This is a genomic window from Arthrobacter sp. MYb224 (genome assembly GCF_002975455.1).
GTDB lineage: Bacteria > Actinomycetota > Actinomycetes > Actinomycetales > Micrococcaceae > Glutamicibacter.
On the sequence record NZ_PCPU01000001.1, the window covers coordinates 562,670 to 576,618 of the forward strand.

Here is a 13,949-nt window from a genome sequence, read left to right on the forward strand (position 1 = left end):
CTATAGGTAACCATCTAGTTATTGACCGTGCCGGCAAGATGTGGCAGGCTTCCGTATGTAAGTATCCAGATAGTTACTCAGAGGAGTTTCACATGTCCCAGAAGATACTCATCACAGGTGCCAGCAGCGGATTCGGCCAAGGAACCGCACTGGAGCTTGCCCGTCAAGGCCACAAGGTGATCGCCGCCGCCGAGACCTGGCCACAGGTCCGTGGCCTCCGGGCGGACGCCGAAGCGGCTGGCGTCGAGCTCAAAGTCATCAAGCTCAATCTTCTCGACGCGATCGACGTTGCCCACGCCGGTTCCTTCGACGTCGACGTCCTCGTCCTGAACGCCGGCGTCATGGAGGGCGGAGCAATGGTCGACATCCCGCTGCAGCGCGTGCGGGAATCGTTCGACATCAACCTGTTCGGACATCTCGAGTTAGTCCAGGCCATCACGCCGAAGATGATCGCCCGAAAGAGCGGACGAATCGTGTGGACGTCGTCGATGGGCGGGATCCTCGTCGTTCCCTTCCTCGGTGCCTACTGCGCGACTAAGCACGCGATCGAGGCCGTCGCCGGCTCCATGAAGGCCGAGCTGGAGCAGTTCGGCATCAAGGTCGCCACCGTTAACCCCGGAGTCTTCGGAACTGGATTCAACGACACCGGCGCTGAGAGCTACGTGCAATGGCACGACGCCGAGACCGCGCACGTCCCCATGCCTGACTTTGGACCCTCACTGGCCGACCAGGCCGATCCGCAGGAAATGGTCGACGCGATGGTGGAGACCATCGTCTCTAACGATCCTGACTACCGGACCATGCGGCCACTGGAGACCATCGATGCCGCCAAGCAGTGGCAGGAAACCGAATGGACCCAGAAGGCCTGAGGCAGAGCAGAAGAAAGGAACCAATCTGATGTCACACTCGACAATCACTCTTGAAGCTGCCGGCCGGATTATCGACGCCGGCCAGGAGAAGGCCCGCGATCTCGGCCTGAATGCCGTCTTCGCCGTCCTTGATGCTGGAGCAAATCTCGTCGCTTTCGAGCGCATGGATGGAGCCTGGCTGGCTTCCAACGATCTCGCGCTGGCGAAATCACGAACCTCAGTCATGTTCGAGGCACCAAGCGAAGCGCTGAACGCGCCCCTGCAGATCGGCGAGCCCGTCCCGCACTTCGACCACACCAACGGTGGGCTCCTGTTGATGGGCGGCGGCGTTCCGATCCTGGACGAGAACGGTCGGCTCATCGGCGCGCTCGGCGTCTCGGGTGGAACGCCCGAACAGGACGCCGAGATCGCCCGCACCGCAGTCGGCTAAGGATTTAGCCAGGGTGTGCTTCCAGAGCCACGCAAGGAGGCACGCCCTGGCTGCCGCGAGGACGACTATTTTTGGAACAGTCGTGGCTCGTTCACACCTCACTGGTGCTCCCACTCATTGACCGACGACTCAAATGAGCACCCCGGCGACCAACACTGGTCGCCGGGGTTCTCAACGGATTAGGATTCTGCACCATGCCCACCTCCTCTCGATTCGGCCTTGTGCCCATGCGACCGCGCGACCCGCACGAATCCGGGCGGACAGCCTCCACGCTGGAGTTGTTCTTTGACCTGGTCTTCGTTGTCGCTGTGAGCATTGCGGCCGCCCAGTTGCATCACGAGCTCGTCGAGGGCCACATCCTCGACGGCATCGTCACTTACTTGATCGTGTTCTTCGGGATCTGGTGGGCGTGGATGAACTTCACCTGGTTCGCCACCAGCTTCGATACCGATGACTGGCTCTACCGAGTACTGACCATCGTCCAGATGGGCGGCGTACTGGTCCTCGCCTCTGGCATCGGCCCGGTATTCGAGGAGCACGACTTCTCTGTTTTGATTCTCGCGTACGTCGTCATGAGGCTGGCACTTGTCGCCCAATGGCTGCGCGCATCTCGAGGAGCAGGATCGGCACGCCGCGCAACCCTCATCTACGCGGGCGGCATCGCCCTGGTTCAGGTCCTCTGGCTCACTGCCTTGCTATTGCCGGCAGGCCTATTCCCAGTCGCTTTGGTCCTGCTGTTCGTCGCGGAGATCTCTGTACCGATCGTCGCTGACCACACCGGCTCGACCCCATGGCATCCGCATCACATCACCGAGCGGTACGGACTGTTCACCCTCATCCTTCTCGGCGAGAGCCTGCTGGCTTCCGCGAACGCGATCATCGAAGCCGTGCACGACGCCGATGCAATCGGGCCACTGATTTCGATCGCCGTTCTCACACTCATCGCCACCGCGGCACTGTGGTGGATCTACTTCTGGCCGCCACACCACCGAGCTATCAACGGGATTTGGAGCTCACTGGTCTACGGCTACGGTCACTACTTCATCTTCGCTGCTGCTGGAGCGTTCTCCGCTGGGATCGAGGTTGAGATCGACGTCCTCACCGGTCACAGCCAGCTGCATCAACCCTGGGCATCGTTCGCTTACACGGTCCCGCTGGCGGTATTCGTCGTCGGCATATGGGCGCTGGCGATCAGGCCCCATGCAGACCAAATCGTCAATACGGTCATACCCGGAGCAGCTCTTCTGATTCTCGTCGACCCCCTGATCCCTGTTCCCTTCGCGCTCACAGCCGCGATTCTCGTGGGAACAATCGTCGTGCTCGTTTGGCGGCATCCGATCGATCGCCGTGTCACGCAAACGGATGTCTGAATCAGCGCCTGGCGATGTGGGATGGGGTGTTCGCATAAGGGCACCATTCATATAGTTGAAGGCGGCCCCTTCGAACAGGTCCGCAAAATTCCTGGACTGGATCACCCTGGGTTTGTTATCGGCTCGCAAGTGTTGCGCCGGCGGATGCAGTCTCCGCACGACAGGCGCATCGTCATCGCCGAGGATATGGCTGAGGCCTTTACCCCACGCGGCGTCCTACGCTGAGACCGGCGCGACCGCACCACGCTCGTCCCATCACGATCAGCCCGTTACCGAAAGGCCCGAGCTGATCTCTCCTGTGCAGGAGACCCTGCGTGATCTGCGCACGGCGCGCCCAAGAAGCCACGCGCTTCATTCATCAATCCCCAACGGCAAGTGCGTGGTCTCGAGCTGTGGGAACCCTGCGAGGTGTACCTAGCGGCGGGCCACCGTTCACCACCGCAGTATGGGAATTAGCAGGCCAGCGCTCCATGAGACGCCGTCTGCCCGGGCGCTAGCTCCGCCTCGGCACGACGAAGCTGCTCGTGGCGTCCGCGTCTTCGACTGCCGCTTCGAAGTCCTGCTCGGAGATTGAGTACAGTAGGTCGACCGGCGATCGATCCGAGCCGTCCGAATCTTTCGGCAGTCCAGGATGCGGTGTCTGCCACCAACCCAGCAGCGCCGCGGCGACTGGCGCTGGCTCCGCGTCTTCGCAAGCCGCGGCAAACGCCTTGTTGATCTCCGCGAGGGCGTCGATGATCTTGCCGTCGCGAAACTGGAAAACGGGATAGAGCTTGGTCTTCCCCAGTTCGACCTCGATCACGACCTGGTGCTTCCGATAGGCCCGCAGCAGGCTGCGCTGGGCCGCCTTCAACGCCCGCGACGCCTGCTCCGGGGTCCGATCATGCTCGGCCTCAGTGACCTCTGCGTGAGTCAGCGCGGCTCGCGTCTCTGCAGCTGTCCAGCACTTGGCGCGGTCGAGCAAGCTGGCCGCCAGCATCGGCGAGGGATCGAGCGAGAAGCCCCGACCCCAGGCCGAGCTGCTCCGCCAGCCGTCGGGGAAGCCGAGCTGGGCCACGGAGAATCCGATCTCCTGCGACCTGGCCTCGATGAGGTCGGCGACGTCGACGACGTCGGACCGCTCCGGCGCGATGCTCAGCATCAGGTGGCGCAGGATGAGCAGCACGCCATAGAGCTTGTTACTCATGCCATCGCCGACGAGCGGGGCCAGGAGGTGGCTCGCGTCCGTGCGCGCCCGCCCCGGCGCGTCGATGACCACGTCGAATGTGCGGTTCCACAGGCGGCCGTAGTGCGCGCAGATGTTCCGGACATTGCGGAGGTTGTTAAGCCAGTTACTCAAGGCACCGCGGTCACCCTTGCCGTCAGCGGTGCTGATCTGGAACCGCGCGGCGAGGATCTCCTGGTCGCCCTGGGGCATTAGGTCGTAGAGACCGCTCAGGACACCGAACGACATCGCCTCCGTCGCCACCCAGATCGGCAGGTGCGGACCGTAGGTCTCGCGGAAGTGGACGACGAAGTCGCCCCGTGCACGCTTCTCATGGCGGTCATACTCCTCAAGCCATTCGCGGTAGGCAGTGGTCGGCTCAGGTGACGCGCTCGAATCAGCCGGCCGGAGCGCGCCGAGCTTCTCAGGACGCCGCTGAGCGAACCGGTCGCCCCTTCCGAGTCGGTGGCCGACATGGAACCGGAACGACGTCTCAACCATGCTGATGATGTCGCCCAGACGGGTCCGTAGCTCGTGGTCGAACTCGTATAGGGCGACCACGTGGGCCAGGCTCGTCTCGGGCACGAACGATTCCAGACGGATCTCTCGACCGTCCTTGTCGAAACGATCCGCGGGAGGCTCGGGCCTAGCTCGGTGGAGGTGCCAATATCCCGACAGCCGGTAGTAGCCGTAGCGCTCGAGGACTCCCGAAGCGAATTGATCCGGGCCGCAGTCCAAGCCGCGGGTGCGCAGTCGCCGGATTTGCTCGGGGATCGTCAGGAATGGCTTGGCGCAGGTGCTGTCCGGCGTGCTCATGTGCTTATCGTCCCCGCGTCCCCGGCGCGGGGCAGAAAGAGAACAGGCCCGCGTCTCATCTAGAGAAGCGGACCTGTCGTGTTGGTACAAGCATACGGCCTCGGTGCACGCGGGGCAAACGGATGAAGGAGGAGCACTTCACGATTCGTCGGGCTCTGAACTTGCGCTGAAGGCTGGTCATGCAACTGCAAGCCAGAGACATCTCCGCCCCCTGGGCAGACGACCCGTTCTGGCGTCTGCACCTCGACTGAACCATGGACACATGCGCCCCGACGGGCCTAAGCCTATCGGGGCGCATGTGTGAGACGCTGGAGCTAAATTCGGCCGGAGGTGTCAGCTCCTAGACAGCCTCATATTCGAGGAAATCACTTACTACCGGCAAGTTGGCGAAGCACGTACTGCAGGATGCCACCGTTGCGGTAGTAATCTGCTTCGCCTGGGGTGTCGATGCGCAGGTCGGCGTCGAACTCGGTGACCTTGCCGTCTTCGGCGGTAGCGGTCACCTTCAGGGTCTTCGGGGTGGTGCCGTTGTTCAGCTCGGTCACGCCGGCAATCGAGAAGCTCTCGGTACCGGTCAGACCCAGCGAATCAGCGGACTCGCCCTGTGGGAACTGCAGTGGCAGAACGCCCATGCCGATCAGGTTCGAGCGGTGGATACGCTCGAAGGACTCGGTGATGACGGCCTTGACACCCAGCAGTGCGGTGCCCTTGGCAGCCCAGTCACGCGAGGAGCCCGAACCGTATTCCTTGCCGCCAAGCACGACCAGCGGGGTGCCGGCGCTCTTGTAGTTCTCGGCAGCGTCGTAGACGTAAGCCTGCGGAGCGCCGTCCTGGGTGAAGTCGCGGGTGAAGCCACCCTCGACGCCGTCCAGCAGCTGGTTCTTGATGCGGATGTTCGCGAAGGTACCGCGGATCATGACCTCGTGGTTGCCACGGCGTGAGCCGTAGGAGTTGAAGTCCTTGCGATCCACACCGTTCTCGATCAGGTACTGTCCGGCCGGGGTTTCCGACTTGAACGAACCTGCAGGCGAGATGTGGTCGGTGGTGACCGAGTCGCCCAGCTTCAACAGCACGCGAGCGCCGTCGATGTCGGAAACCGGCTGTGGTTCGGCGGTCATGCCATCGAAGTACGGAGCCTTGCGCGCGTAGGTCGACTTCTCGTCCCACTTGAAGGTTGAACCCTCCGGGGTGTCGAGCGCCTTCCATCGGTCGTCGCCCTCGAAGACGCCTTCGTAGCCCTTGGCGAACATGCCTTCGTCGATCGAGGAATCGATGATTTCCTGAACCTCGACTGGCGATGGCCAGATGTCCTTCAGGAAGACGTCGTTGCCCTCGTTGTCCTTGCCCAGGGAATCGGTTTCGAAGTCGAAGTCCATGGTGCCGGCCAGTGCGTAGGCGATGACCAATGGCGGGGAAGCCAAGTAGTTCATCTTCACATCTGGGTTGATGCGGCCTTCGAAGTTTCGGTTGCCCGAGAGCACCGCGGTGGCTGCGAGGTCGTTGGCGTTGATGGCCTCGGAGATCTCGGCATCCAGCGGGCCGGAGTTACCGATGCAGGTTGCGCAGCCGTAGCCTACGACGAAGAAGCCGAGCTTCTCCAGGTACGGCATGAGGCCGGACTTCTCGTAGTACTCGGTGACGACCTTCGAGCCTGGGGCGACCGAGGTCTTGACCCATGGCTTGGAGGCAAGGCCCTTTTCGGCGGCGTTGCGTGCAAGCACCGCTGCGGCCAGCATGACCGAAGGGTTCGAGGTGTTGGTGCACGAGGTGATCGAAGCGATCGAAACCAGACCGTGGTCGATGGTGAACTTCTCGCCATCTTCCTTGGTCACCTCAACTGCGGTCGATGGACGGCCAACACCCTGGGTGTCTTCCGAGTTCGAAACGTAGTTGTGGATGTCCTTGCGGAACTGTTCCTTCGAGCCCGATAGCTCGATGCGGTCCTGTGGACGCTTCGGGCCGGCGATCGATGGCACCACGGTGGACAGATCCAGCTCGAGGTATTCGCTGAAGCGAATCTCGCGGTTTGGATCGTGCCACATGCCCTGTTCCTTGGCGTATGCCTCGACCAGGTCCACGTTCTCCTGGCTACGGCCGGTCAGGCGCAGGTAGTCCAAGGTGACATCGTCGATTGGGAACATTGCGGCGGTCGAGCCGAACTCTGGGGACATGTTGCCGATGGTTGCACGGTTAGCCAGCGGCACTGCTGCCACGCCTTCGCCGTAGAACTCAACGAACTTGCCAACCACGCCGTGCTTACGCAGCATTTCGGTGATGGTCAGCACCACGTCGGTTGCGGTTGCGCCGGCCGGGATCGAGCCAGCGAGCTTGAAGCCGACAACGCGTGGGATCAGCATGGACACTGGCTGGCCGAGCATTGCTGCCTCGGCCTCGATGCCGCCAACGCCCCAGCCAAGTACGCCCATGCCGTTGACCATGGTGGTGTGCGAGTCGGTGCCGACGCAGGTGTCCGGGTAGGCACGAAGCACGCCGTTGACCTCGCGGGTCATCACGGTGCGAGCCAGGAACTCGATGTTGACCTGGTGCACGATACCGGTGCCCGGTGGGACGACCTTGAAGTCGTCAAATGCGGTCTGGCCCCAACGCAGGAACTGGTAACGCTCGCCATTGCGCTGGTATTCGATTTCCATGTTGCGCTCGACCGCTCCGGCGAAACCGAAGGTGTCGATCTGCACGGAGTGGTCGATGACCATTTCGGCAGGTGCCAGCGGGTTCACACGGGTAGGATCGCCGCCGAGTTCCTGCACGGCTTCACGCATCGTGGCAAGGTCAACGATGCAAGGCACACCGGTGAAGTCCTGCATCAGGACGCGCGCCGGGGTGAACTGGATTTCGGTATTCGGCTGAGCCGATGCATCCCACTGGCCCAGGGCCTTGACGTGATCTGCGGTGATGTTCGCGCCATCTTCGGTGCGAAGCAGGTTCTCCAGAAGAACCTTCAAGCTGTAGGGAAGGCTGTCCGAGCCTTCGACCTTGTTCAGTCGGTAAATTTCGTATTCGGTTCCCTTGACGTCAAGTACGCCCTTGGCACCGAAACTGTCCACTTTACTCATTGGGACTCCTCTCGCCAGACACTCATTCTTCATGCATGTGCAAACATTATTCCAGTTAGGCGTTCCTAACTGAGATTGTCATGCTTGTATCGCTGCAGTGCTAAAAACAGTCTATCCGTTACTGAAAGAAAATGCCGGATCAGCAGAAACAATCCCGCAAATTCGTGTTCCAACGGACGCAAACCATCGTTTAGCGGCGCACGAACAAGCCAATTGACTCCATATGGTGGGTATGCGGGTACAAATCGTGAATCTCCATGTGATCTAATTCGTAGCCACGTGCCATCAAACGAGCCGTATCACGGGCAAAAGCAGCCGGGTCGCAGGAGACGTAACAAATGCGTGGAACGCCGCTTTCCGCCAATTCCGCGGCGGACTGCTTGTCCAATCCGGTGCGCGGCGGATCGAGGACGACCGCACCCAGGTCTGCTTCGCGGGCCAGCTGGCGCATCAGCCGTTCCACGCGTCCGCGGGTCACCGTCACCTGGCGCACCTCGGCCAGGTTCTTCTTCGCATCCGCATGGGTTCCCGGCGCACCTTCGATGCTGAACACTCGTCCGTGCTGCCCCACAGCTTCTGCCAGGGGCAGCGAGAACAAGCCTGCACCGGCGTAGAGGTCGGCAATGACCTCGCCCGGTTCCGGCTGAGTCAGGTCCAGCACCCGTTCGGTCAACAACGTGGCTGCCTGACGGTGCACCTGCCAGAATCCCTCGCCGGTGATCCGGAAAGTCTTGCCGAGCACCTTTTCGGTCAACCAGCTGTTGCCCACAATGGTCTGCAGCTCCCCCTTGCCATCGGCGGCAGAACCACCGATCTGGCTGAACGCCGCAACGTTCACCCCTTCGGGCAGCTGCTGCGCCACCCGCTTGGCCGCGCCCGGACGCAGTTCCGAGAGCAAGACCAGAACAGTTGAGTCATCCTCGCTGGAGACCGCAGCCTCCACCCGGTCGATCCCGGTGAAATCCACGGAATACAGGCCGATGGCCTCGATACCCGGATGCGCCAAGGGCATGTTGTCGATTGCGGTGAGTTCGTTGCTGCGGAATCCGCTCATCGCCAGCCGGCCGTCCTCGGTGACCGAGTAGGACATCCGGGTACGCCACCCCAGACCGGTGGAGTCGCCCGCCACGGCCTGTACCGCCGGGAAATTATAGTCTTCGGCCTTCAAGCCGCCTAAGCGCGTCAGCTGCTCGGCAGCCACCTGGGCTTTTAGCTCGCGCTGGTAGTCCAGGGACATATGGCCGAATTCCGCTCCCCCAACCGGATCGCGGTGCTTCAACGCGTCAGCCTGTTCCCAGACGTGCGCTACGCGGTGCTCGCTCGCTTCGAGGACCTCAACGACATCGGCGCGCCAGAACTTGGCGCTCTCGCCCGCATCGGTCAGGCGCACATTGACCAGTTCGCCGGGGATGCCGTGGCGGACGAAAATTACCCGTCCTTCATGGCGAGCTACGGTGTGTCCACCGTGGGCAATCGAACCTAACCGCAGCTGCAGGGTTTCGGTGGCGTTCATAAAAGTTATCCTTCGTGAGGTGTTGTATGGCGGTGTGCCGAGGATTCCTCGGTCGGACCACCGATCAGTGCTTCGGATGAGCTCAGCAGGCGCCAAGGCACCGAGGCGATGAGCACTCCAGGTTCGTAGTGCAGGCGGTTCTTCACTCGCTGCGCGGTCTGGTTATGCACCAGCTGTTCCCACCAGTGCCCGACCACATATTCGGGAATGTAAACAACGATGAGGTCGCGGGGAGATTCACGCTTAATCGAGCGAATATGTTCGATGAGCGGTCCGGCAATTTCGCGATAGGGCGAAGCAAGCGCGGTAATCGGCACGGGAATGCGCAATCGATCCCAGGCGGCCAACGTCTGCTCGGTCTTCTCCGCTTCGATGTCCACGATGATCGCTTCTAATTTGGAGGGGCGTGAGGCTCGCGCGAAAGCGAGCGCACGCAGCACCGGTTTACGCACCGTGGACACCAGCACCAGGGCATGGACACGGGCTGGCAACGCGGTCGCCGAATGCTCGTCGGAGATCGCCAGTTCGTCGTCAACCTGCTGATAGTGACGCTGCAAGGACTCCATGATCAAGGTCAACGCCACAATGCCAAGCACCGCAAGCCAGGCGCCGTGAACGAATCGGGTGGCGAGCACAATCACCAGCACCAGCAGCGAAAGAATCAACCCAATCAGGTTCAGCAGGCGCTTGCGTTGCTTGGCGGCGCGCACCTTGCGATCGGTGACGGTGATCAACACGCGGGACCAGTGCTTGAGCATCCCGAGCTGGCTGAGCGTGAAGGAAACGAACACGCCAACCACGTAGAGCTGCACCAGAATCGTCACATCACCGCTGAACAGCAAGATCAGCACGATCGCCGCGGCGCCGAGGGAAAGGATGCCGTTGGAGAAGCCCAAGCGGTCGCCACGGGTGCGTAGCTGACGCGGCAGGTAGCCATCCCCAGCCAAATGGCTGGCGAGGTTGGGGAATGAATTAAATGCCTGGTTGCCTGCGAGCAGCAAGACTGCGATGGTCAGCAGGGACACCACCACGGTGCCGAGGAAGAAGTCTCCGAAGACGGCTTGAGCCAACTGCCCCAAGACCGGGACTTGCACATAATCTTGCGCGATTGGCTGGCCGGCGAGCATCAACGAGGCCTGCGGATCGGCCACGACCTTGATTCCCGTGGCTCGGGCGAGCATCAGCGTTCCGAGCGTGAGCACCCCGGAGAGCAGACCCAGCACCAGCAGAATGCGCCCGGCGTTTCGGGCCCGGGGCTTGCGCAGGTGATGCACATTTGAAATGGGCACTTCGATACCGGTCAGCGCCGCCGAACCGGTGGAGAAGGCGCGCAGGATCAGCAAGGCGCCAAAGACGCCGTGCATGCCGGTCTCAAATTCCTGTTCCGGAATAATGTTGAACTCGGCGCTCGGCGCCAGCCCCAGATTTCCGGTCAGCGCCAGGACCCCGCCGATGGCGATCATTGCCAGCATTCCGGCGGCGAACAGGTACACCGGAATGGCCAGGGACCAACGCCCCTGTCCGCGGCCGCGGAGGTTCGCGACGACCAAGAATGCCACAATCGCCGAGGCCACCCAGGCCCGGTGCTCTTCCAAGGCGGGGAAAACGCCCGAGAGGTACTGCGCGGCCGAAGAACTGGACACTGCAACGGTGAGCACGAAGTCAACCAGGAGAGCCGAGGCCACGGTGGTTCCGGAGCGCGGCCCGAGATTTTTCCGGACGATCTCATAGTCGCCGCCGCCCGAGGGGTAGGCCTCCACCGATTGACGGTAGGACAGCACGAGCACTAGCAGCACGACAAGTACCGCCACACCTACCGCCGGCGAGAGCATTGTCGCGGCAATGCCCGCCATGGCTAGGGTCAGCAGAATTTCGTCCGGCGCATAGGCCAAAGACGATAGCGCGCTGGAAGAGAAGATCGGCAGAGCGATCTTAGGTGGGAGCGGCTTGCGTTTGAGCTGTTCGGTGCTAAACGGCCGGCCCACGAGGATCCTTTTAAGACCATCAAATAAAGCAGGCACGAGATAACGTTATCGCAGGGCGCGCCATAGGCAGTACCCTCGTCTCAGGCGCGTGGTTCGCGGCGCGCTATTGTTACTTGCGTGGCTGTGAACTGCGCAGCACACAGAAGTTGCACTGGTGGCAAGAAAACAAGGAGTTGGCGGTGGCGCACTTTGTGATCATGGGTTGCGGACGCGTAGGCGTTGCGCTGGCCCATACGCTAGACGAAGCCGGACATTCGGTGGCGATAATCGACCAAAATCCTGAGGCTTTCCGCCGGCTGGGACAAGAATTTTCGGGAACCAAGGTCGTCGGCTTGGGCTTTGACCGGGATACCCTGGTGGAGGCGAAAATTGCCGAGGCCTACGCCTTTGCGGCCGTTTCCAGCGGTGATAATTCCAACATTCTCGCCACCCGCGTGGCCCGGGAAAGCTACAACGTGCCGCATGTGGTGGCGCGAATCTACGACCCGGGACGCGCCGAAATCTATCAACGCTTGGGAATCCCCACGGTTGCAGCGGTTCGTTGGAGCACCGATCAAGTCCTGCGGCGCATCCTTCCCGAATATTCCATCCGTGGCGATTACCGCGAGCCCTCGGGACGACTGATGCTTACCGAAGTCGCCTTGCATCGAGGCTGGTACGGACACCTGGTCAAGGAGCTCGAAGAAGCTGCCGGTGTTCGGGTCGCCTACCTGACCCGTTTCGGTGAAGGAACCATCCCAGAAAGCCGCACACGCCTCCAAGGCGGCGACTTGGTCCATGTCATGATGCGCCTTGAAAAAAGCAAAGATGTGGAAAAAGTCCTTGCCAATGCGCCGATTCCAGTCAGCGACTGAAGGAGAGAGCTAAACACGTGAAAGTAATGATTGCCGGGGCCGGATCAGTTGGTTCGTCTATCGCCCGCGAGCTTGTATTAAATTCCCATCAGGTGCTCATTGTCGATCCGAAAGCCGAAATGGCTGACCGAGAAGATCTGGAAAACGTCCAGTGGCTCATCGGAGACGCCTGCGAACTGGCGGTCCTGCAGCGAGCCAAGCTCGAAGAATACGATGTGGTCGTCTCGGCCACCGGAGATGACAAAGTTAACCTGGTGGTCTCGCTGCTGGCCAAAAGCGAATTTGGTGTGCGCCGAACCGTGGGACGGGTAAACCACCCAAAGAATGAATGGATGTTCGACGACGCCTGGGGCGTGGATGTGGCGGTGAGCACCCCGCGGCTGATGACTGCCTTGGTCGAAGAGGCAGTAGAAGTTGGAGACCTGGTACGCCTGCTGACGCTCAAAAGCGGTGAGGTGCATATGGTCGAATTCACCGTGCCGCACGATTCAGCGCTGATTGGACGTACCCTGGGCCGTGTCACCTGGCCTCAAGACACCACCATCGTGGCGGTGGTGCGCGATAAGGCGCCGTTCCCGCCCAGCGATGATGACGTGATCGAGGGTGGAGACGAAATCTTCTTCATCACCACTCCCGAGGCTGAAAGCCCGTTGCGACGCACCCTGCGCGGAGCGGCCCGCTAGTTTTACTGCCGAGTCTGCTCCGGCTGGATGTCCTTGGCCGGACGGGATACCAGCCAGGCGAACCAGAGCCCAGCGGCATACAGCGGGGCGCCCATCAACGCGCGGGCAAGGCCCAGGGCCACCACATTGTCGGCGAAGTACATCGGCAACTGCACCGCGAGACGTGCAATGAATACCCCGATAATGATCCACGTCGCGACGCTGTAGCGGCGTAGCCTTGCCGGCTGGGAACGCCAAGCGGTTCCCTCGTTGCGGATGAATCCGAAGAGCACCCCGGCCAGCGGCCACTTGACGATAATCGAAATCAGCATCGCGAGCAGATAGCCGGCGCCGATAAAGAAGCCTGGAACATAGTAGTCCTTGGCTTCACCTGTGGCACGAGCCGCGAAGGCGCAGATCAGAATCCCGATGAGACCGCTGGCGGCCTGCATCAGCGATGACTTCTTCACTAGCCGCACGATCATGAACAGCACCCCGAGCCCGATCGAGGCGATCAACGCCCACGAAAGCTCTAGGCTGAGCGCGTACACCATGACGAACACGAAACCCGGGAGCACCGTCTCAACGATGCCGCGGGGACCGCCAACGCTGGCGATGACATCGATCCCGCCGTTGGCATTCTGCGCCAGCTTTGCATTCTGTCCGAGGCTCGAAGCCAACGAGTGCTCCTTGTGGCGTTGCGGCTCGTTTGGCTGTTCTTCGTTGTTCATGCTTCTCACTTCTGCCTCGGTCGCGGTGCGAGACCTGCTTATACGGCAACTATAGAACCCAAAACTTAGCGGCGGTTGACCGGAACGATCAGGTAGCGCGGGTTGAAGATGCTGGGCACATGATCGACCTGCGCAACCATGCCCGCATATCTGATTTTTACTCCGGGTTTAATCCCGGGTACCTGCTTTTGGCCCATGAACAGCAGCTTTACATGCGGAACGGTGCCACGGCGCCCACCAACTCCAGCCAACCGGTCCACCACTACGGCGGTCAGACGCGGTGGCGTGTTGGGGGCCGAGTAGCTGACCGACTGAATGTACCCGAGGTGCTCAACTCGCCCCTTTACCGGCAACTCGGACAAGGACTCCAGGCGCAGGTGTGCCGGCCTGACTTCCCTGCTGCCAAGATGGGCCTCTAAAGGGCCGGGCTCGCAGGACATG

At 61.5% G+C, this 13,949-nt stretch carries 11 protein-coding genes; 5 read left to right on the top strand and 6 right to left on the bottom strand.

What is annotated here, in order from left to right; genetic code table 11:
* Positions 1 to 92: 92 nt before the first annotated feature.
* From CQ017_RS02745 to CQ017_RS02755, 3 genes are all read left to right on the top strand, one after another.
* On the top strand, positions 93 to 869 hold the full coding sequence (locus tag CQ017_RS02745; protein WP_105552378.1) for an SDR family oxidoreductase: 777 nt from the start codon (positions 93 to 95) through the stop codon (positions 867 to 869).
* Positions 870 to 897: 28 nt separating this feature from the next.
* A complete protein-coding gene (locus CQ017_RS02750; protein WP_105552379.1) occupies positions 898 to 1,299 on the top strand; it encodes a heme-binding protein in 402 nt (133 codons plus the stop codon).
* Between the two features lie 194 nt (positions 1,300 to 1,493).
* On the top strand, positions 1,494 to 2,669 hold the full coding sequence (locus tag CQ017_RS02755; RefSeq protein WP_181148231.1) for a low temperature requirement protein A: 1,176 nt from the start codon (positions 1,494 to 1,496) through the stop codon (positions 2,667 to 2,669).
* A 493-nt stretch (positions 2,670 to 3,162) separates the two neighbouring features.
* On the opposite strand, the gene CQ017_RS02765 is transcribed toward CQ017_RS02755, so the two are convergent.
* The 4 genes from CQ017_RS02765 to CQ017_RS02780 form a co-directional block, all read right to left on the bottom strand.
* Entirely contained in the window at positions 3,163 to 4,689 is a 1,527-nt protein-coding gene (locus tag CQ017_RS02765) for an Abi family protein (protein ID WP_105552381.1), read from the bottom strand.
* Positions 4,690 to 5,054: 365 nt separating this feature from the next.
* Positions 5,055 to 7,763 carry an aconitate hydratase AcnA gene (gene acnA / locus CQ017_RS02770; RefSeq protein ID WP_105552382.1) on the bottom strand — a complete coding sequence of 903 codons (2,709 nt, stop codon included), beginning with the start codon at positions 7,761 to 7,763 and terminating at the stop codon, positions 5,055 to 5,057.
* Positions 7,764 to 7,953: 190 nt separating this feature from the next.
* Positions 7,954 to 9,276, bottom strand: coding sequence for a class I SAM-dependent RNA methyltransferase (locus tag CQ017_RS02775; protein WP_105552383.1), 1,323 nt, complete (start codon positions 9,274 to 9,276; stop codon positions 7,954 to 7,956).
* A 5-nt stretch (positions 9,277 to 9,281) separates the two neighbouring features.
* Positions 9,282 to 11,297 carry an APC family permease gene (locus CQ017_RS02780; protein ID WP_105552384.1) on the bottom strand — a complete coding sequence of 672 codons (2,016 nt, stop codon included), beginning with the start codon at positions 11,295 to 11,297 and terminating at the stop codon, positions 9,282 to 9,284.
* Between the two features lie 143 nt (positions 11,298 to 11,440).
* Here CQ017_RS02780 and CQ017_RS02785 point away from each other — a divergent pair, with 143 nt between their 5' ends.
* Positions 11,441 to 12,115, top strand: a complete 675-nt coding sequence (locus CQ017_RS02785) for a TrkA family potassium uptake protein (protein WP_105552385.1) — start codon at positions 11,441 to 11,443, stop codon at positions 12,113 to 12,115.
* 17 nt (positions 12,116 to 12,132) lie between these two features.
* Positions 12,133 to 12,798 carry a TrkA family potassium uptake protein gene (locus CQ017_RS02790; protein WP_105552386.1) on the top strand — a complete coding sequence of 222 codons (666 nt, stop codon included), beginning with the start codon at positions 12,133 to 12,135 and terminating at the stop codon, positions 12,796 to 12,798.
* 2 nt (positions 12,799 to 12,800) lie between these two features.
* On the opposite strand, the gene CQ017_RS02795 is transcribed toward CQ017_RS02790, so the two are convergent.
* Together CQ017_RS02795 and CQ017_RS02800 are read right to left on the bottom strand one after the other, a co-directional pair.
* Complete coding sequence (locus CQ017_RS02795; RefSeq protein WP_105552387.1) at positions 12,801 to 13,508, bottom strand: DUF3159 domain-containing protein; 708 nt, start codon at positions 13,506 to 13,508, stop codon at positions 12,801 to 12,803.
* 65 nt (positions 13,509 to 13,573) lie between these two features.
* Positions 13,574 to 13,948, bottom strand: coding sequence for a hypothetical protein (locus CQ017_RS02800; protein WP_105552388.1), 375 nt, complete (start codon positions 13,946 to 13,948; stop codon positions 13,574 to 13,576).
* Position 13,949: the final 1 nt, after the last annotated feature.